This is a genomic window from Flavobacterium frigoritolerans, assembly GCF_025847275.1.
GTDB classification, from domain to species: Bacteria; Bacteroidota; Bacteroidia; order Flavobacteriales; family Flavobacteriaceae; genus Flavobacterium; species Flavobacterium frigoritolerans.
The window spans coordinates 11,630-32,390 of record NZ_JAOZEV010000008.1 but is presented as its reverse complement, the minus strand read 5'-3'; the positions used below and the strand labels follow the sequence as shown (position 1 = coordinate 32,390).

The window sequence follows — 20,761 nt, the reverse complement described above, 5'->3', positions numbered from 1 at the left end:
TCTAATTTATAGTGAGCTTAAAACCAGTGCTATTGGTGCCAATATTTCCAGCCTCATCAATTGCTTTTACTCTCCAATAATACACTCCAATTGTTGAAAAAGTTTGTTGAAGTGTTGTAGAAATACTATTTTGAGTTCGAATAACCGTAGCAAAGTCAATATCATTTGAAAATTCTACTACATAGGAAATAGGAGATTTTATGTTCCCTGTATCTGTTGCAATATTCCAGATAAAATTAATATTTGAATTTGATGTATAAGTAGAATTAGTAACAGGACTTATATTTTTGGGTTGATTAGGTATAGTCGTATCAATGCTGAAATTTCGTGCAGAATACTGTTTAGTTTCAGAATTTGTATTTTTAGCTTTTACTCTCCATTGATAATTGGCATCAACTAAGTTAAGAACATTAAGTGTTACAGAGGTTTCTGTTACAGCATCTTTACTGTGCATTTCCTGACTCGTTAAGGTGTTTATAACTTTAACACTATAGCTCGTAGCCTTATCCATGGACTCCCAGTTTAAGCTAACATTTATAGTGTTTACAAACTTATTGTTTTGAGGATTTAATAAAATAACTTGTTGATCTGTCAAATCATTAGGAATTGTTGTAGAAAAATAAGAAGGAAAAGAATATATTGATTGATAGCCATAATTTTCACCTCTAACTCTCCAAATATAATTTCCAGCTTTTAAAGGCAATGTTATACTTGTTTTAGTCGTTAACGAATCGAGTAGCAAAATCTGATCGGACTCAAATATTTGAATGCGATATTTATCAGCTGCTTTAGTAGTGTTCCATTTAAATTTTACCACATTACTTTCTATTTTGGCCTCTTTTGATGGCGAAATAATTTGAATAGTATCGTTACTAATATCTTGTTCAAAAATATCTTCGCAGGAATAAGTTAGGATTGCTAATGTAGCAATCAATATTATTTTATTTATTGTTTTCATAATTTTGAAAAATCATTTTTAAATGTAAAACTTCAGATTTATTGTTTTTTTTTGTTATATAAAAATTCATACTTACTATTCTCGATAAATTAAATTTTTTCTCAAAATCATAAGCTAATTTTAGTAGTTGATCAGCGTTTCCTGTTATGTCTAACTGGTTGGTAATAATATGATAATCATCTTCTGGGTAATCATGTATGGGTTGTAAATCACTAATTGAAACCTCAGGTGCATTTTTAGACGCAAAGCTTACAATACCCAGCTGTACTATTTCTTTTGTTATTCCTTCTTTGCCAATTATCTTATCTAAATAGGCAACATCTTTGATTAAACTATCAATGTTTTTTGTTTTTGTATTGATATCATCTGCTTTTTTTGAGGTAGTTTTATATGTGGTGATTACTTCAAATAAATTATGGAATGATCTTTTGTAAGCTACAATCGACAACATAAAAAAAAGCACTATCAAAGCATGAATTTTTTGTTTATAAGAGTATTTTTCAAACATTTTTAAGCGTGATTTTTATTTCGAATATCGATTTGTTGTTTTTGTCTTTTTTTAAACTTATAATTTCAAAACGTTGTACCCAATTCATCTTTTTTAAGTCTTCTAGCCATTTATTAAAGGAAGCTTCTTCGAAGGTTTCTCCTTTGACTAAGACAATATTATTTTCAAAAAATATTTTTTTATTCTCCTTGTATTCTTTTTTTATTGGAATAATATTTAATTCATTCAAAGAAATGGCAGCTGGTATTGTTTTAATAATTTCGTATCCATAATAAGAGAGAAATTTAGAAGACAAAAAACCAGATTCTTTTAAAACTCCAATTTTTTTTTCTTTTTCTTTTTCTAAATCCAATATGAATTGATAAGACTGATTTGAATATACTGTATGAAGATTGAGTTCATCATTCTTGCTCGCGTAATATTGTGTCATAAAATAGCTTATCAATAATGCAGTTAGAAAACCAACTAACATGGTTATTCCAAAAAAACGGAACGCTTTTTTATAAATTAATTCATCACTATTTAAAGTGATATTGATGGTTTTTGAAACCTCTTTTGGCTGCACAAAAAAATGAATGACAACGCCATATAAAGGTAAGAAGGTATTCGAAACAGTGTCATCTCCGATCTTGTATGTTTCTGCTTTTATTATTGTATCCTGTTTGGTAAAACGGACTATTTTTTCATTTTCAAACTCTAAATGCAGATCAGTCGAAATAAGATTTTCTTTTTTTAGAATAGTATTTAATAAAGCGGATAAAAAAGAACCAACATAAACATCAAGAACGTGAAAATCTTTTTTTTGAAATTTCATTATGGTTTCATCAACGATATTTTTTCTGCAAAAACTAATAAAGTTTGAGTTTAATCCTTTAACATCAGTATAATAAATAGTGTTTAAATCAACGTTTTTTTGCCAATTTATATCCATTTCATTAGTATAATCTATTTCTTTGTTTAGGACCCCTTTTCCCTCTATTACTATTAGAAGTGGCTTTTTATGATCTGACATCCTTATTAATTTTTCAAAAGAGTCAAATGTTTGTTGAGAAACAATAGAAATCTTGTCTGCTTTTTTTTGTATTGTAAGCAAGTTATAGATTTCATAATCATCTTTTTTGATCACTCCAACAACATTTAAGTTGTTTAACTTTATGAATTTAGATAGTATTGCTAACATCAATAAATTACGGTTGGTTTAATAAAAATATGAAGTTTAGAATCGCTTTTGCCTTTTTTTCTACTGCTGAAAAACCATTTTATAAGTGGAATTCTAGATAATAGTGGTGTACCTGAACCAGAGTTTTCTTTTTTTAATTCATCTAAACCGCCTAATAAAATCATTTCTCCATTTTTGACCCTTACTAATGATTCAAATTTTTGAGTGGCTTTTCCAGGAGGAGCATCTTCTCCCATTCTAGCTAAAAAAGAACTTTTTTCAACAGCAATGGTGAGTGTTACATTTTCATCAGTAGAAACATATGGTTTTATTGTTACACTCAAATTAGCATCTGTTGATTTCCATGTTCCTGAGTTTAAAATATCATTCCCAATAGAATTATTTATAAGCCTGTTATTTTGCTCAAAGTAATAGCTGGTTTCACCAATAGATAATTTTGCTTCATGTCCACTAATTGTAGCTATCTTAGGTGTTGATTCTATTTTTAAAATAGAATTATTTTCAAGTAATTTTAGGTTGAGGTAAAAAGCTTCGGTTACTTTTCCTAATTTAAATAATCCAAAACCATTGAAAGCATCAATCAGACTATTTACTGATGATCCGTTTAAAGTAACATCAGTACTAGGAAATAATACTCCTTTTGTTTGAGTTGCGTTTATTTTGTCTAAGCCTGCTTTCATTCCCGTTTGAACATCATATGATTTATTATACTGCACGATAATTACCTCAATTTGTACCATTGGAACTACCTTGTCAATCTGTTTAATATACATTTTTAATTCATCGAGAATAGATCTTGATCCTGAAACAATCAACCCATTTAATTCGATAAACTCCTTTATTTCTAATTTTTCTGTGAATACTTTTGGTAGTGTATTAATAACGGCTTCAATAGATCGATTTTCTAATTGTATCACCTCTGTTACTCTTAATCCTTCAGTAGCTTCTTCTCCTATTAAATAAAAATTATCTTGTTTTTTATAAGTATATTTTTTACCCTTAAAGATATGTTCTAATAAATCATCAAAAGTGATATTATCAGCTGATAGTGTCGTTTTTTGATTTTCAGGTTTATCATACAAAAAATAATTAATATGAAGCTTTTCTGCAGCTTCGGTTAACAAATCAGAAGCATCTGCGATATAGGCATTTATTTGTAGAAAACCATTTTTGTTAAGATTGATTTCGTAAAACCCTGGCACACCTATACTTGCTTTAGGTTGTTTCGGTTTTTGAGTGCTTTTTATTCCAGTACTTGTATTTTCAGCCTCATTTTTTTCTATATAATAAAACTCATTTTCATTTTTATTGACTGTTAAGTTGTTAGATTTTGCCATCATTTCGATGACTTGATCAAATGGGCGATTTAGAATATAAGAAGAAACTTTTATGTTTTTTGCATCCTGGGCTATTACTAAATTTTTATTAGTTTTATCTATAATCGCTTTTGCAACAGCAGAAAGAGAATCATTTTCTAATTTAATAGATAAAAAATCATTTTGTGGATTGTAACTCACATCTATAATTTTAGGCTTCTTTTTCTCGACAATAGGTACTATTTTTCTTTTTTTAAAAACAATAATATTGTTCATAAAACTTACTTCTAAGTCATATTTTTGTGTAAGATGTATAAAAACATCTTTTACCGTTACATCAAAAAAAGTATTGTTTATGGGTTGGTTCAGTTCGACATCAACATCCGTATTTAGTTGATGTTCTTCAGCTATGGATGTAATAAAGTCATGTAAAGTTAATCCTGAAACATCAATTTTAATAACTTCGTTTAACCCTTTTTTCCGTATTGAGAGTTCATCAAATTTTCTACTCAATTCATTAATATCTTGTTGAGCATGAATACTATTTGTTAAAAACAGTATGGCTAGTAGGCAAATAACCTGTTTAAGCATTATATTATATATTTATTAAAATTGGATATATTTCTTCTAGAGATGTTTCTCCAGCAACTAAAATTTCAAAGGCTTTTTCAGATAATGATTTGTAATTTTCAGAATCACTATATAATTTTGTAATCGTATTATTTTTAATAGCCTCAATAGTTACAGAATCAATCGTTAAAACTTCGTATATAGCTGTTCTTCCTTTATAACCTGTATGAAAACATTCATTGCAGCCTACAGGTTTGTAATAAGAAAAAATGGGATGTGGAAATTTAAAATTCAGCGGAAAATCTTTAGGATTACAAACTGTTTCTTTTTTGCAATGATTGCAAAGTTTTCGGATCAGTCGTTGAGCTACAGATAAATTTAAAGTTTCTGCAATTAAATAAGAAGGAACTCCCATATCAATTAACCTTGAAATAGTTCCAATCGCTGAATTGGTATGTATAGTTGACAGAACTAAATGTCCAGTTAACGAGGAACGAATAGCCATTAATGCAGTTTCAGAATCACGAATTTCTCCTAACATAATGACATCAGGATCCTGACGTAAAAATGATTTTAGTGCCGAAGAAAAAGTTAATCCTATATCTTCTTTTAATTGTACCTGATTAATCCCTTTTAAAGTATATTCAATTGGATCTTCAACTGTAACTATATTTCTTCGACTGTCATTTAGTAATCTTAATGTTGCATAAAGGGTAGTTGTTTTTCCAGATCCAGTTGGTCCGCTTATCAATATGATTCCGTTAGGTTTTTTTACTGCTTCGAGATACTTTTCCAGTTCTTCCTCCTGAAGTCCCAGCGTAGATAAATCTATATTCGAAGCGTCTTGGCCTAAAAGACGCATAACTATTTTCTCGCCAAATAAGGTTGGTAAAATAGATACCCTTATATCAAACGCTTCGTTGGTTATCCTTCCGTCTTGCGGAAGTCTTTTTTCGGTAATGTTTAATTTAGCTTTAATCTTAACTTTATTAACTAACTCAAGATAATTATCACGTTCTATTTTATAGCGTTCAATTAATTGACCATCAATTCTAAAACGAATACGCGATGAATCTTCGTAAACTTCGAAATGGATGTCACTGCATTTTAATGATTTTGCTTCATCAAATATATTTTCAAGAAAATCACCTTTATCTACATTTAAAGATTTTTTTGGATTTAATGATCTTTCTTTTCGATAATATATAGATAATGCTCTTTCAATTTCTATTGTATCTATAGGATGAAAAATAATTTTTTTTCCTAAAAAAAGTTCCAATTCTTCTTTATTATTTTCATCATTATTTGAATGATCAACATATAATTCCAATGTGTCTTGAAGCATCAGTTTAGGTAATATCCGATACTGATTTGCAAGATCATTGGAGACAGCATGCCGAATTTCAGGAAGTATTATGATATTTGGTGTCATTATAATAGTGTGATTTTTTGAAAGGGTAAAAAACAGTCTTTCAAAATAATAATGCATAAAAATAAAGCTGTAAACCCAGCTAGAGGAACTGTTTGTTCTTTGAGAATCTTCTTTAAACTAAGTTGTAGAACAACCGCAAACAACATAGAAAGTATAAAAAACAAAATATAGTTTTGTAACAAAAACAAAGGAGTGACAGCAATATAAAATAATAAATCTCCTAATCCGAAATAATGCTGAAAGGGATTTAGGAATCTTTTTAACTTGAAACTCATATAAATAATTAAGAAGCCTAGTGTAATTAAAAAAAAACTAGAATTAAAAAGTATTATTTTAAATAGGTTAAGACTTTTAACTGGGATCATAAAGAAAGATGTAGAAAAAATTACTATCGGTAAAATAAGATGTATCTCTCGATGTTTCCAATCTTGAACAAAAACAATTGCGAAACTAAATAATATGATTATGATCATTTTCAATTTATTCTTTTGTTACTTCGGTTAATATTTTTTTACTGTCAATTTCCCAAGTATTGAAATTCCCATCATCATCTAAATCAGATGTTGCTGTAGCTCTTGCTAAAAAATGATTATTAGAAGCTTCAATGATTTCAATTCTATAAATGGCTTGACCTCCTTCATCGACGGTTTTTTCTTGCTCAAAACCAATTTCCTCCAAGCTGTTAGAATATTTAGAATGTCTATAAAAATAACTTTTCTCCAATCCGTAAACCTGATTGAGCATGGCCTGAGCCTCAATAGCTTTTGCCTGACCAATAACGGAAGTTTGATTTGGTAAAATCATGAGTAATAATATGCCGATGATGCACAACACAATTAAAATCTCTGTTAAAGAGTAAGCCTTTATAGTTTTCTTTTTTAAAAAAGCATTATTTTTCTTAATTTTATTTATCATTTTATAGTTTTTTATTCGTTAAAAAAATAAGGAATGGCTTGTAAGCAAACAAATTGAATTTTGAGGGTATGCTGCTTAATTTATAATTTTACTTAAATCAAACATTGGAGCATACATAGAGACCATAATCACGCCTACAATAGCCCCAATTACAATAATAATTAAGGGTTCTAAAATGACACCGATCATTTTGGTTTGATAATTTATTTCCTCATTATATTGTTCTGTGAGTCGCTCAAACATAGTTTCGAGCTGGTTAATCTGCTCCGCTACTTTGACCATAGAAACCATCTTGTTTTCAAATACAGCATGTTTTTTTAAACTCTCATTCAAGGAAGCTCCTTTTGTTATGTCTTCTTTTATTTGATAAATAGCAACTTCAATCGGATAAAAACTAATCATTTTAGATGTTAAGGCCAATGAATTAATTAATGTAGTTTTAGAAGTAATTAATAAGTTCATTGCTTGGCAAAAACGTGAGATATAAATTTTACGGACCAAATTCCCAAAATACGGAATTTTCAAAACGATATTGGAAGTAAAGAATCTATAGCGATGCGTTTCTTTTAAAAGTACATGAAGGAATATCATACTTATGATAATCCCCATTATAATTGAAAAAATTATTCCCGAATGGTTAGATATTTTTATTATGATTTGAGTACTTTTGGGTAATTCACTCCCGAATTGTTTAAAGACAGAACTAAACATAGGAACAACTTTATTCAGCATAAAATAAAGCACCAAAATTGTAACTAACATAACAATAGTTGGATAGGTCATTACCGAAATGATTTGTCTTTTCATCTGAATTTTTTGGTTGAAATACTTTTGAAGTTCTCCCAGAACTTCTTCTAGTTTCCTTGTTTCTTCGCCAATTTGAATGCTATAAAATTCGTAAGCAGAAAACTGATTGCTTTCTCGCATTGATTCATAGATACTTTTTCCTTCAACTACTTTTTCTTTTATTTGAAGGATAATCTCTTTTTCGAATTTATTATTTGATTGGTTACCGAGTATTTCTAATGATTTTTTAAAATCGACCCCCGACTTTAAAAGCATTCCCAGCTCTCTGTAAAAAACTTCCTTTTTTTTATCTGAAAGTTTTTTGGAAAGACGAAAAGACTTCGTTATTATCTTATAATCTTTTTTGCCAGATTTATTTGTTTTATATGTAGCTAAATCGATACTCATTATTTCTTTAGGGTTTGTAATAATTCATTAGGATAAATTCTTTTGTAAAATTGTAAATCCACTATTTCTTCATTAGATTCTATTTTTAGTTTTATTTTTTGAAAAGCAGACTGCTTTGATTCACTTCTTACTGTATCCAGAATCATAGTGTTTAATTTAATTCGGAAAGTATCGATAAACGTTTCAGTGTTTCTTAAAATATAATCTTCTGAAAATCGATAAGTAATTTTTTCTCCAGAGTATCCATCAAAATAAATTTCACGCATTAAAACCGTCATTTTATCTTTTTCAAAAATATCTTTATTCAAGCTATATGTCAATCGATTGGTGTCGTTCACTAACTCATTTTGGTTTTTAAAATCTAATGTACGTCCTGTTATGATCGAAAAAATGACAAATAGTACACCCATTATAATAGCAGTTATTGCCATGCTTATGATAGTTTCAATTATAGAAAAGGCTGGAATTGAATTTTGACTATTGAGAATTGTTTTGTACATAGAAAATTTTTTTAAACTTAAATTGTGCACTGTCTTTAGATGTTATATAAATTTTTTTTAAATTGTTATTTAAAACTTCTTCTTCTATTTGGAAATTCTCATTTTCTTCTAATAAGGAATCATTTCTTATTTCTTTTAAAAAAAACAACTCGTTTGCTTTATTTTGAGTAGTATAGAATCTTATTGATGTACTAGGAGTGTAGACTCTTGCAAAAATTATAATAGAAAAATATAAGCACACCGAAATAATTGTTAATGCTATAACAGATTCTAAAATAGAATTGGCTTGAAATCTATAATACTTTTTTAATAATGCCATAAGTTGTTTTTTTAGTATCAAATAAAGGGATAGAAATGAAATAATTTGGACGTTTTAAGGCATTGATTTCAATTTCTTGAATCATATTGTCATAAGAAGAGGAAGTTGTTTTTAGAAAAAATCGATTGGTATAAACAGCACCATAAATATCACTTTTGAGCATTAGTTTCCCTGAACAGTATAAGTCTCCGATTAATAGGCCGCCTTCTTCTATTTCAATAGAATTTTTATCAATCATCCCCTTGGGATTGCCGAACAAAACTATAGCACCAGATATTTTACATTCTTTCTTGATTTTTATTTCGCATTCTTCTGCATTATTATTATAAATGCATATTATCGACGGATAATGTAATATTACTTTTTTTTCAAGCTCTATTCTTTTGGAGGAAAAAGCTTGAACTGTTCCTTTAAAACCTTCTTCAAAAGTTATTTTGGGAGCCATTAGTATTACATCTTCCAGGATAGCATTTTTTTTAATCCGGATAGAATCTTCAGAACGTAAAATGAAGTTGCCTTTATAAATAACATTTTCCAAAGTTGATTTCACCTGTATTTCTTTCGTTTCATTGAAAAAAGAGTTGTAATACATGGAATCTTTGACCTTTTCAAGATCTATTAATTTTGTTTTTTTCGATTTTATCCCATGTAATGTTTTTTGAAATGTTGGGTTTATAGTAGGTAATTGTGACTCAGAAACAGTGTTCTTTCCCTTAAGGAAAAGTTTATTTTGGTTATTACTTAAATAAGAAGCTTCAATAAAAGGACTTGGTAATTGATTATTTCCGACTAGTGTTACTTTTCCTGAGTAAGAAAGCGGTTTAGATAAATTGGTTAAAAAAACGGCCGTTTTATCAAAAGTATGTGCTCCTACAAAATGTACCGAAGTCACTGTATCATTTGCAATATAAGATTTAGCTAAAATAAGAGAAAGTAACCCATGGGGTTTTGTTTCATAATGACCCTCAATGTTTGAATACTCCTCCATTTCAATTGGTACAGGGATAGTTTTATTACCTAAAGCAAAATTTACAACTGATTGATTTTGAATATAAAGTTCTTCTTGTAGATTGTAATATAGGTTAAGTTGATTGTACAAAGTAGCAAAATACAATAATGTCCCGCAAAGAATAGCGACAATAAGGCAAACATAAATAGCATATAATAAACTATGTGCTTTAACCATTTTTATGTTGTTTTATTTTTTTTTTAAAATGTTTTTAAAGAAAATCTTCATCTTTGAATCTTTCTTAGGTTTATTAATGGATTGTTTCTTTACTATAGTTTTTTCTTCTTTTAAGTTTTCTTTCGCTTTTTTTTCTTCTTCTTTTGTTTCGGTTTTATAATTAGCTAGTTTTTTTGCATCATTTGTTACTTCTAATTCTTTTTTAGCTTTCTTATTTGCTTCTATTTTTTTAGTATCTTGTTTTAATTTGTATTTTTCAGATTTAGATAAAGATGGTTTTTGTATTACAATACCCCCTCTTTTGTACATAAGAGTATCTTTCTTCTCTCTATTTATCCATTTCCCAGTTTTAATATCTGCAGTAAATTTTCCGTTTTCTATTAGGTTTCCATTTTCATCATATCTGAAAAATTTTCCTGAACGTAAACCTTTGTACCAGTCTTGTGTTGTCGCTAAAACACCATTAGTGTGCCAAGTTTTCCAAACCCCCACTCGAAGCCCATTTTTAAACTCGCCTTGTTTAGCTAATTTATTGTTATGGTAGGTTTTAGTAAATTTTCCGTTTAGTAAATCACCAGTAACTCCTCCTTGAGATTCATGAATTAGTCCACCTTTGAACCAATAATAAGTTTTATTTTCTTTTGGTTTTATTTTTTTATCTGTAGTATAAAATTCATACCTAAAATTTTTATCAGAAACTCTTTTTATAGTATATGGGTCAGAAAAAGAGACCAGTGTAAATGCAAAAAAAAATAGAATATTACGCGAAAGGATAATTGTTTTCAATGAGTTTTTTTATTAAGCAGGGCAAGGTAGTTTTTTTATTATTTTAAAAAAAATATTTGTAGGTTTTTTATTCTTTAATTTTGTTTTAAATGTAGTTAATTATTTATATAAGCTATAATAATGATTCCTTTAGTAAGTAAAATTGTTTTTATAAAATAATATTGATTATATCTAATTTTATATGTTTGGATGCATAAAATTAAATAAATACCGTTATGTGAGGATATAACTAAAAGTATTTAAAGGTTTAAGTTTAAGGATCACGATCATAAAATTTAAGATAGTTTTGTTTGACAATGTAATTATGGATTTGCAAATTAAATAGTTATGATTCAATCGGAATCTGTAAGTAGAGATTTGAAACGTTCCGCCAAAAGTATTTTACACCTCAGAAAATATCTGGTTTTATGTTTATAGATTTCATGGAGTTTCTGTTTTTTTGAAATTATTAAGGTATAAATTCATAATTTTTTCTCGAAAACCATTGGTGTTAATCAGAAAAAAGAATAGAAATTTTATGATCACAATTATGTGAAAATTTACAAATAATCTAAAACTATGATTAATAACATTAAGATTATTTAATTATATTAATAAAAGATCTACATTTGCCCTCGAAATGAAAATAAAAAATCTACATATTAATCTGTCTTTAAGACAAAATAGCGATGGTTTAGAGGGATTTTACCCTGCTAAAAGCTATGGATGTGATATGTGTTTTATAGAATTGAAATGTAAATTGTAGTTTCAAATTCAACATACAAATATAAAAGCGTCCTGATATCGGGGCGCTTTCTTTGTTTTGAGGCATTTTGGCTTCGCTTAATGTGCTAATAATGCGGCTCAATATGATACTAATTGGACTGGAAAAACTTTTAGATAAAAATAATTAAAAAAATAAAGGATAAAATGTTTAATGATTAAACCTAATAGCGAAATATAATCTTGAGAAGTAATCTGATGAGAGACAGTCATTTGATACAATTAAGGATCTGCTTAAGTAAGCGGACAGGGATTTCTATGATCTTAGACAGGGGTTAATTGCTTGATTATCAGTAAAATAAATTTAAAAATGATTTGGATAATTGATTTTTTAGACTTTATCTTTGCCGAAGAAAATTTGGAAAACGAATTTCTAATAATGACAATGATTTCAATATATAATAAAATACACAAAATGAATTTCACTCATAACACATATAAAAAACAATTATTAAACCCGAGTTTAGATCTTGGATTTATTACAATACAGGTGCATAGATACTGGTAATAGGATACGTATATCTTATCAAATCTCATGAAGCACCTTTAATCGGGTGCTTTTTTTATGCTCGAAAATAAATAATTCCGTATTTCAATTGGTAGAAGGGAGGTTCGAGTCCTTCCGGAATTACATTGTTCTCTAGAAGGAACTGGCTCATTGGGGTTACTGGCTAACCTTCCCGACTGTCTCTCGGGAGAAACGGGTTCAACTCCCGTATGAGCCGCTAATTTTTTTGAAGGTTCAAAGGTGTAGAGTTCCGATAGCTATCGGAACAAAGGTTTTAAAACTTAGCGTCTTAGCGAAGGATTGATAAAGAGTTTTGTGCCTTAGTGGGAGAATGTAAAAATGGTGTTTTTAGTTTATTTGGTAAAACCTCGGACTGTGAATCCGAAGAACAGAGTTCGATTCCCGAAAACACCCAAAAATAACTGAGAAGATAACGGTGGTTGTTTACCCGCCTTGGACGCGGGAGGTCGTAGGTTCGAATCCTACTTCTCAGACAAGTTTTTTTTGAAGGTTCAAAGGTGCAGAGTTCCGATAGTTGTTGGAACAAAGTTTTTAAAACTTAGCGCCTTGGTGTTTTAGCGAGAGATTGGCAAAGTGCTGTTAAAGATAAGATAGCGAGCAATTTTCTTGCTAAGTCGCAGAGATGCAAAGAAAAAACGAAGTGGTTTTGTGCTTTGGTTGCATTTTTTCAAGAGCTTAAAAGTCTCTTTTCAGATGCTAAATAAAAAAGTTTTCTAGTTTCTAATTGTCTACGCGGAATAGTTGCGCAGTATGATTTGAATATTTGCTCAAGAAATAAAACACGTTCTTTTAAATAAAGTAAATAAAGAAATTATAGACAAGATTGTTTATGGTTTTAAAAATATCAAACAAGTCCTGTTGCGTGTTTCTGTATAGCACCATTGTAGGGAACTTTTCGCGGTAGCGGATTATGTTTTTCTATGCAACTTGATTTGGAGGTTTTGATTGTTTTCCAAAAAACGATCTCCTCTATCGGTCGTGGGTTCGATTCCCACTCACAGCAATGTGATAGTTCAGTTGGTTAGAACAATAGAAATTTCTGCAGGTTCGAATCCTGCACCGAACTCGTTTCGGTTTGATAAATGGTAATCAGCAGACTGAAAATCTGTATTTAGAGCGCATCACTCTTAAAAAGATGCATAACCAAAGAAAACTGATTTGTCTTTGTCTGTGGAACTAGGATTGTAAAGTTCAAAATTTCACACTCATGATAAAACCAGTGCGAATAGCAATGTATTTTGAAAAACTCGTTTTCTTTTCGATTTGATTGTTTGAGTGATTTTTAGAATCGCTTTTACAAAATAAAATCGCTAAACAATTGGAGCAAACAAATAACAAACTATTCGTCCGTTTTTCTCTGAGGAGAGAGACAATGAAGTTTTTTTATTTAAAGATTAGGATAGAGAATAGAGAATAGAAGAAAGATGATTTATAGAGATTAGAGAAAATCATTTTAATCCTTGAAATCTGTGGCAAAACAAACCGTTAAAAAATAGAAGTCAAGCATTTGGCTTTTGAAATAAATAGTAAACGAAATAGAAAAATCTTTGTTTGAATTTGAAACAAAGAAAACAAAAAACAAAAAGAGTGATGATAGATAGAATTAAAATTAATGCGTACCAAGTAGGTTTGGTATTCGAGAACAGAAAATTAGTTGCAGTATTGGAAGTTGGTTTACATTGGGTTTTTGGAAACAAAAATGTAATTATTTATGATATGGGTTTGCCATTTCAGGCGCCTTATGAATTGAATTTATTGTTGCAGAATGAAATATTGGCTTCTATGTTAGAATTAGTTGAGGTAGCTGATAACGAAATTGTAATACAATTTATAAATGGTAACTTTAAAGATGTTTTAACGGCTGGTAGATATGCTTTCTGGAAAGGAATTGTTAAAAATGAATTTACTAAAATAGATTTATCTAAAATTTATATCACCGAAAATATTCCAATGAATTTATTGGAAAATGCAAGATTGAGGTTGTATACAAGAAAATTTATTGTAGCCTGTAATGATAAAGCATTGTTGTTTGTTAACGGGGCCTTTACAACAGAATTAAAAGCTGGAACTCATTATTTTTGGAATAATGCGATTACAATCGAAGTAAAAACAGTTGATGCCAGACAGCAACATATTGAGATTTCGGGTCAGGAATTATTGACTAAAGATAAAGCAGGATTGAGAATTAATTTCTTTGTGAGATACCAAGTGGTAGATGTTATGAAAGCTTTGGTGGATAATAAGGACTTTGAAAAACAATTATATGTTGCCATGCAATTGGCTTTGAGAGCATTCGTAGGAGGTTTAACTCTTGATGAATTGTTAGCCAAAAAAGATACGATTGCAGAAGCAATTTTGGTTGAAGTAACAACTAAAATAAATGAGTTAGGATTGGTAATTTCTGACGCTGGAATTCGAGATGTAATTTTACCAGGTGATATGAAAGAAATCATGAATCAGGTTTTGGTTGCTGAGAAAAAAGCACAAGCCAATAGCATTATGCGAAGAGAAGAAACTGCGGCAACAAGAAGCTTGTTAAACACAGCAAAGTTGATGGAGGAAAACGAGATGTTATGGAAATTGAAAGAAATGGAATATGTTGAAAAAATCGCTGATAAGATTGGTGAAATTACAATTTCTGGCAGTGGTAACATCATTGGTCAATTAAAAGAAATTTTTGTTAAATAAGAAAAACCACGGATGTTATGTTCGTGGTTTTACAAAAAAACAGCAGACTTTTAATTAGTTTTGGATTATTATATAAAGGCAGAACTATCAAAATGCTAAACACAGCTAACGTATAATCTGTGTTTTGGGAGTTGAAATGGTTCTTTCTGTATAAAATGAAACTTATTTTAGAAAAAAAATATTTTACTACGCAGAATAATTGCGTACTTAAATTTGAATATTTGCTTAAGAAATTAAAAACACGTTCTTTTAAATAAGACAAATGAATTAATCAGGTCAAGTTAAAGTTACTTCAATAACATTTAAGATATACTTTAACAATTATCGATTAATATATTTATAAAAAATGGGGCAGTAGCTCAGCGGTAGAGCAGGTAGTTTTGAAATTATCCTTAAAAGGTCAATCTTAACTTACTTCTCGCATTGTTAACGCCCGTGTCGTGGGTTCGAATCCCACCTGCTCCACAAAATTAAGGTCAAGTGTTTCTTACTTCAAAAATCTTTTAGGTAGAACTAGAAACACAATTATCTAATTATTAAATTCATTAAAAATGAAAACAAAAGAATTATTAAAAATCAGTTTGCGTCAGAATGCAATTTTTATTCCAACAGAATTACTTGCAAATGATGCTAAAAAAATATCAGGAACAACATTGGCTTTAGTAGCTAATGTTTCAAAACTCGGATTCACTTTTTCTGAATCGTTATTACACGCTTTAAACAATGTAAATCCGAATTATAAAGTTGAGGTTTTGGAGGTATTAAAAGACGTTTTGGGAACAAATAAAAACTGGACTCCTTTGGTTAAAGAATGGAATGTTCCTACTGGAGAATCTGTTTTAGATCATATTGCGACTTTGTTTGCTAATCTTTTTAAATCTAGTGATGGAATCACTTTGCAATGCGGACATATTATTCCTAATGGTACTTTTCCTTTAGAACGATACAACGGTTGCCCTTTTTGTGGAACTCCATTTGAATTTGGAAAAATTGAAAATTACGGACAAGGGAGTAAACTAAAAGTTTTAGAATTATGGTCGGAAAAAGAGTTGAATGATTTCTTTACTTCATTATTGACATCAAAAACAGCTTTGGATGCTACTCAGGTAGAAAGCTTAAAAACTTTGAGCGTGTACTTGCCATTGCCAGATGTTGCTATTGCAATGAAAGAAACATTGATGCTTGTTATCGACGCATTAATAGAACAGGATCAAGCCGAAAAAGCTACGCAATACTTTAAAACGCCAACAGATATTTTGAGATATTTATGGTATAAGAAAACCAATTTATTACAAATTATTGATCCAAAAACAATCATTCAAAGAATTGAAAAAAACAATCAACATTTGGTTCATTTTTTGGATAATAGTGCCAAGTCTAAGTTGACAGCTAAAGAAGACTTAAAGCTTAAATATTCTAGAAAAGAATGTTTGATGGTTGCCAATTGGTTGAATAACCTAGAAATGAGTGCCGATGCTGCTTGCGAAATCATGCATCCAAAAAGAGGAATGTGGGTTCGTTTTATACGAGCATTGCGTTTGCCAGAATATAGCAAAAGAAAAGGCTTTGAAAAATTGGCCGTTTTATTAGATACTTTCTATAACCAGACTTACGAAGTTTGGCAAGGAAATCTGAATCACTTTCGATTGAAATTAGATGCAGATAAAACTTTTGCTTTGCTAAAACAGCGACCAGGATTGTTTGCTCGTTCGTTATTTTCGAATATGCTTTGGTTTGGTGCCGATGAAACGATTGCACATTTTAATGAAATCATTGATAAAGTGCCTGCGCGTTTGGTTTTTACATTGAATATGTACGCTCAAAATTATTTCGATAAAACAATCCAAAGAAGTGTGAAACCATTGGGTGGAACTAGTAAAAGAATTGAACCAAATCGTTTGTTATCATTGTATACTGATGAACAATTGGATGCCATGAAAAAGCAAATCGAGGATATGTGTATCTTGGTTATGAAGAAAAGATTTGCAGCGATATCAAATGATAATAAGACAATTTATATAGATCCGCAATTGTTTAATATTCCTGTTTCAATAGGAGATAGAAGCGAAACTGTTCAGGATTTACCAGTTGCTTTGATGGGAACACGTTTCCCGATAGAAGGTAATGAAGTACGATTGTTTATGCAGTGGGGGCAAGATTTACCTGCACAACATCTAGATATGGATTTAAGCTGTCATATTGCTTATGAAAATAGTGCAGATATTTGTTCTTTTAGTCGATTAGAAACTACAGGTTGTAAACATAGTGGAGATATACAAAGGATTCCGAATAAAATTGGTACAGCTGAATATATCAACATAAACATTGACGAATTGGCTAAAGCCAATGCCAAGTTTGTAACTTTTACATGCAATGCGTATAGTAACGGAAGTATTACTCCAAATTTAATTGTAGGTTGGATGAATAGTAAACATCCGATGAAAATATCCGAGAAAACAGGAGTTGCCTATGATCCATCTTGTGTAGATCATCAGGTACGAGTGACACAAAATGTTACTAAAGGTCTTGTTTTTGGAGTTTTGGATGTAGCCAAAAGAGAAATCATTTGGTTAGAGATGACTTTTGCAGGTCAAGTTGTACAAGGATTAGATTATAAAGGTGTAAATGCATTATTATCTAAGCTGAACAGTAAATTGAATATAGGAAGTTTGTTAGTTCTAAAAGCCGAAGCGCAAGGTTTGGAAATTGTAGAAACAGCAGAAGCCGATGAGGTTTACGATACAAATTGGGCAATTAATTCGGCTGCAGTTACCCAATTATTAATAGATTAAAAAACAGAAAACCACGAACATTACATTCGTGGTTTTTTGTTTTTATAGAATTGAAAATTTATCCTTTTTTAAAGCTTCCGTTATCAACATCTTTCAGGAACTGGATTACACCAGGAAAGTAATGTTTAGGATCGTCATATTGAGAAAGATGACTTCCGTTAGGACAGAATAAAAAGCGTCCGTTTTGTACCTCATTAGCAATCCATTTCATGTGTTCAGGATCCATGGTATCATATTTAGAACCAATTGACAAAGTAGGAACTGTAATCGTTTTCAGTCTTGATTTTATATCCCAGTCTTTTAAAGTAGCATTTCCGGTTATCCCAAATTCGCTAGGACCTTGCATATAAACATATACGCTTGGATTAATGTGTTTGAAACATCTGTTTATAGACTCTGGCCATTCTTCAAGAGGCATTCTTAAAATATGTTGTGTGTAATAATTTTTAAAAAGAAGCTCACTGTATCTTGGATTTTCAAAATCATTCTTGGCTTCAATATCTTGTAATTCTTTTAAGATTTTTGGATCCATTTGCGGAGCTAGTACATCTTTGGCATATTTATTATATTCTGGAACACTCGCCATCATGTTAGAAATGATAAGCCCTTTTAAGTTTTTCTGATATTTCAGAGCATATTCCATAGCAAGGATTCCGCCCCAAGATTGACCTAAAATATAAAAGTTAGAGTTGTCCAGCCCTAATGCAATACGTACTTGTTCTACTTCTTCAACAAAACGCTCATTAGTCCATAAACTACTATCGGTAGGTTGGTCACTATAGTAAGAACCCAATTGATCATAATAGATGTATTCGATACTTTCGTTAGGAAAATAACCATCAAAGCATTCGTATAATTCATGTGTAAGTCCTGGGCCGCCATGTAATAATAAAACTTTTATCGTAGGATTGTTACCAACGGTTTTTGTCCATACTTTAAATTTTCCTTTGGGTGTAGTAATCGGAATCATTTTTATGCCACCAGTAAGTTGGTCATCACGTTTAGAAAAATCTAAATAATTGGCTTTAACAGTATCTATTTTAGTTTCTTCTTTACAACTAGAAAATAATATAATGCTTAAGAAACAAATGATGAATTTTACTCTCATGATTTTTATTTTTATGATTATTAGGAACTAATCTAATCTTTTTATTGCAAAAAAATCCACGAATTAATAGAAATTAATAGGTGGAATTCGTGATTAATGTTAGATTTATAACTAAACTATCTATTTATTTATATGAAAAATAGGTTCATTCAAATGCATACATTACCTAAAAAGGAAACGCAGATTATACAGATTTCTTTTAGGAAATTCATATAATCTGCGTTGCTTCTTTTGACTGTTTTATTCGCCGTAGATTTTCTTGTAAAGAGGTGCGTAAATTTCTTTGATTATTTTACGTTTCAGTTTTAAAGTTGGAGTTAATTGTCCACCATCGATAGACCAAACATCTGGAGTAAGCTCAAAACGTTTGATTTTTTCCCAATGACCAAATTTTTCATTTACAGCTTCAACTTCCTCATCAATACGTTTAATTACCTGAACGTTTGTAATGATATCGTTGTTAGAATTTCCTAAAGTTATTTTGTGAATTTTAGCCCATTCTTTTACAAACTCAAAGTTAGGCTGGATAAAAGCAGCTGGCATTTTTTCGCCTTCACCAATAACCATTATTTGTTCGATAAAACGAGATTGTTTCATCATGTTCTCAATCATTTGAGGGGCAATATATTTACCTCCAGAAGTTTTGAACATTTCTTTTTTACGATCTGTAATTTTAAGGAAACCTTCGCTGTCGATTTCTCCAATATCTCCTGTATGGAAATAACCATTTTGTAAAGCTTCTGCAGTTTTTTCTGCATCTTTATAATAGCCCATCATAACGTTAGGTCCTTTACAAAGGATTTCTCCGTCTTCGGCTATTTTCACCTCTACATTACGAATTGGTTTTCCAACAGTTCCAATTTTAAAACCTCTGTTTCTAGTGTCATTCACAGATATTACAGGAGAAGTTTCAGATAAACCGTAACCTTCCATAACAGGTATTCCTGCTGCTGCAAAAACTCGAGTTAATCTTGTTTGTAACGCAGCACTTCCAGAAACCATTAAATCGATATTACCACCCAAACCTTCTTTCCATTTACTGAAAATTAATTTGCGTGCTATTTTTAATTGAAATTCATACCAGAAACCATTTGCACCGTATGGTTCATATCTTAAACCTAAATTTATAGCCCAGAAAAATAATTTCTTTTTGATTCCAGTTAAATCAGCACCTTTTGCATAAATTTTATCATATACTTTTTCAAGAAGTCTAGGAACAGCAGTAATTACATTTGGTCTAACTTCTTTTAGGTTATCACTTAACTTATCAATAGATTCTCCAAAATATACCGAGATACCATAATACTGATAAATGTATAATATCATTCTCTCGAAGATATGACAAATAGGAAGGAAGCTTAATGCTACACTATTTCCTGGATCAAATGGGATTCTTGGCGCACTGTCCAGAACATTTGAAACAATGTTTTTATGCGAAAGCATAACACCTTTAGGACGTCCTGTTGTTCCAGATGTATATATAATTGTTGCTAAATCTTCGGTATCGATACTGTCTTTTCTAGCTTCAACTTCATTCTGATTGCTTTCATCTGCACCTTCACCTAATACAATAGTCCAGTTTTTAGCTCCAGCGATTTCATCAAAAGTAAAAACATCTTTTAGAGTTGGTACATTTTGTTTAATGGCTAATACTTTATCCAACACTTCTTTGTCAGAAACAAAGCAATAGCTACTACCGCTATGGTTTAAAACATATTCGTAATCTTCTTCGGATATAGTCGGGTAAACAGGAACAGTTTGTGCTCCAGTTTGTAAAATACCAATATCCATGATATGCCATTCCGTTCTATTTGTAGAAGTGATTAAGGCAATTTTATCATTTTTTTGAATTCCCATACGCAATAATGCGCGAGAAATGGCATTAGCTTTTGCGATATATTCTTCAGTAGAGGTTTTCTCCCAAACACCATTACGTTTGGTTACTAAAGCATCTTTTTTATTATATTTTTCTTTCTGATAATAAGGAAAATCAAAAAGTCTCGTAATTGTAACCATGG

15 protein-coding genes and 4 tRNA genes are annotated in these 20,761 nt (G+C 30.3%); 6 read left to right on the top strand and 13 right to left on the bottom strand.

Annotated elements, in window-relative coordinates; genetic code table 11:
- Position 1: 1 nt before the first annotated feature.
- From OIU80_RS11675 to OIU80_RS11625, 11 genes are all read right to left on the bottom strand, one after another.
- Entirely contained in the window at positions 2-958 is a 957-nt protein-coding gene (locus tag OIU80_RS11675; protein WP_264287180.1) for a hypothetical protein, read from the bottom strand.
- Entirely contained in the window at positions 942-1,466 is a 525-nt protein-coding gene (locus OIU80_RS11670) for a hypothetical protein (protein WP_264287179.1), read from the bottom strand. Before OIU80_RS11670 ends, OIU80_RS11675 begins: the two co-directional genes overlap by 17 nt.
- Complete coding sequence (locus OIU80_RS11665) at positions 1,459-2,646, bottom strand: hypothetical protein (protein ID WP_264287178.1); 1,188 nt, start codon at positions 2,644-2,646, stop codon at positions 1,459-1,461. The genes OIU80_RS11670 and OIU80_RS11665 overlap by 8 nt, the downstream gene beginning before the upstream one ends.
- Complete coding sequence (locus tag OIU80_RS11660; protein ID WP_264287177.1) at positions 2,646-4,553, bottom strand: secretin N-terminal domain-containing protein; 1,908 nt, start codon at positions 4,551-4,553, stop codon at positions 2,646-2,648. Before OIU80_RS11660 ends, OIU80_RS11665 begins: the two co-directional genes overlap by 1 nt.
- Positions 4,554-4,557: 4 nt before the next feature.
- A complete protein-coding gene (locus OIU80_RS11655; protein ID WP_264287176.1) occupies positions 4,558-5,964 on the bottom strand; it encodes a GspE/PulE family protein in 1,407 nt (468 codons plus the stop codon).
- Positions 5,965-6,444: 480 nt separating this feature from the next.
- Complete coding sequence (locus OIU80_RS11650; protein ID WP_264287175.1) at positions 6,445-6,879, bottom strand: type II secretion system protein; 435 nt, start codon at positions 6,877-6,879, stop codon at positions 6,445-6,447.
- A 75-nt stretch (positions 6,880-6,954) separates the two neighbouring features.
- The gene (locus OIU80_RS11645) at positions 6,955-8,073 is read right to left on the bottom strand and encodes a type II secretion system F family protein (protein ID WP_264287174.1); all 1,119 of its coding nucleotides are present in this window, start codon (positions 8,071-8,073) and stop codon (positions 6,955-6,957) included.
- Positions 8,073-8,573, bottom strand: a complete 501-nt coding sequence (locus tag OIU80_RS11640) for a PulJ/GspJ family protein (protein ID WP_264287173.1) — start codon at positions 8,571-8,573, stop codon at positions 8,073-8,075. The genes OIU80_RS11645 and OIU80_RS11640 overlap by 1 nt, the downstream gene beginning before the upstream one ends.
- Positions 8,551-8,892: a hypothetical protein gene (locus tag OIU80_RS11635; RefSeq protein WP_264287172.1), complete on the bottom strand. Its 342-nt coding sequence runs from the start codon at positions 8,890-8,892 to the stop codon at positions 8,551-8,553. The genes OIU80_RS11640 and OIU80_RS11635 overlap by 23 nt, the downstream gene beginning before the upstream one ends.
- Positions 8,867-10,078 (bottom strand): hypothetical protein, encoded by a 1,212-nt coding sequence (locus OIU80_RS11630; protein WP_264287171.1) that lies wholly within the window; start codon positions 10,076-10,078, stop codon positions 8,867-8,869. Before OIU80_RS11630 ends, OIU80_RS11635 begins: the two co-directional genes overlap by 26 nt.
- A 12-nt stretch (positions 10,079-10,090) precedes the next feature.
- A complete protein-coding gene (locus tag OIU80_RS11625; protein WP_264287170.1) occupies positions 10,091-10,864 on the bottom strand; it encodes a toxin-antitoxin system YwqK family antitoxin in 774 nt (257 codons plus the stop codon).
- 1,414 nt (positions 10,865-12,278) lie between these two features.
- On the opposite strand from OIU80_RS11625, the gene OIU80_RS11620 reads away from it, so the two are divergent.
- The 6 genes from OIU80_RS11620 (at position 12,279) to OIU80_RS11595 (ending at position 17,635) form a co-directional block, all read left to right on the top strand.
- Positions 12,279-12,351, top strand: a tRNA-Asp gene (locus tag OIU80_RS11620).
- 125 nt (positions 12,352-12,476) lie between these two features.
- A tRNA-His gene (locus OIU80_RS11615) sits at positions 12,477-12,547 on the top strand.
- Between the two features lie 9 nt (positions 12,548-12,556).
- Positions 12,557-12,628, top strand: a tRNA-Pro gene (locus OIU80_RS11610).
- Between the two features lie 1,117 nt (positions 12,629-13,745).
- A complete protein-coding gene (locus tag OIU80_RS11605) occupies positions 13,746-14,843 on the top strand; it encodes a slipin family protein (RefSeq protein WP_264287169.1) in 1,098 nt (365 codons plus the stop codon).
- A 348-nt stretch (positions 14,844-15,191) separates the two neighbouring features.
- Positions 15,192-15,308: transfer RNA gene (locus OIU80_RS11600), tRNA-OTHER, on the top strand.
- Positions 15,309-15,394: 86 nt separating this feature from the next.
- Positions 15,395-17,635: an RING finger protein gene (locus tag OIU80_RS11595; RefSeq protein WP_264287168.1), complete on the top strand. Its 2,241-nt coding sequence runs from the start codon at positions 15,395-15,397 to the stop codon at positions 17,633-17,635.
- Between the two features lie 58 nt (positions 17,636-17,693).
- On the opposite strand, the gene OIU80_RS11590 is transcribed toward OIU80_RS11595, so the two are convergent.
- The gene (locus tag OIU80_RS11590) at positions 17,694-18,743 is read right to left on the bottom strand and encodes a proline iminopeptidase-family hydrolase (protein ID WP_264287167.1); all 1,050 of its coding nucleotides are present in this window, start codon (positions 18,741-18,743) and stop codon (positions 17,694-17,696) included.
- A 240-nt stretch (positions 18,744-18,983) separates the two neighbouring features.
- Positions 18,984-20,759, bottom strand: coding sequence for an AMP-dependent synthetase/ligase (locus tag OIU80_RS11585; RefSeq protein WP_264287166.1), 1,776 nt, complete (start codon positions 20,757-20,759; stop codon positions 18,984-18,986).
- Between the last annotated feature and the right edge of the window lie 2 nt (positions 20,760-20,761).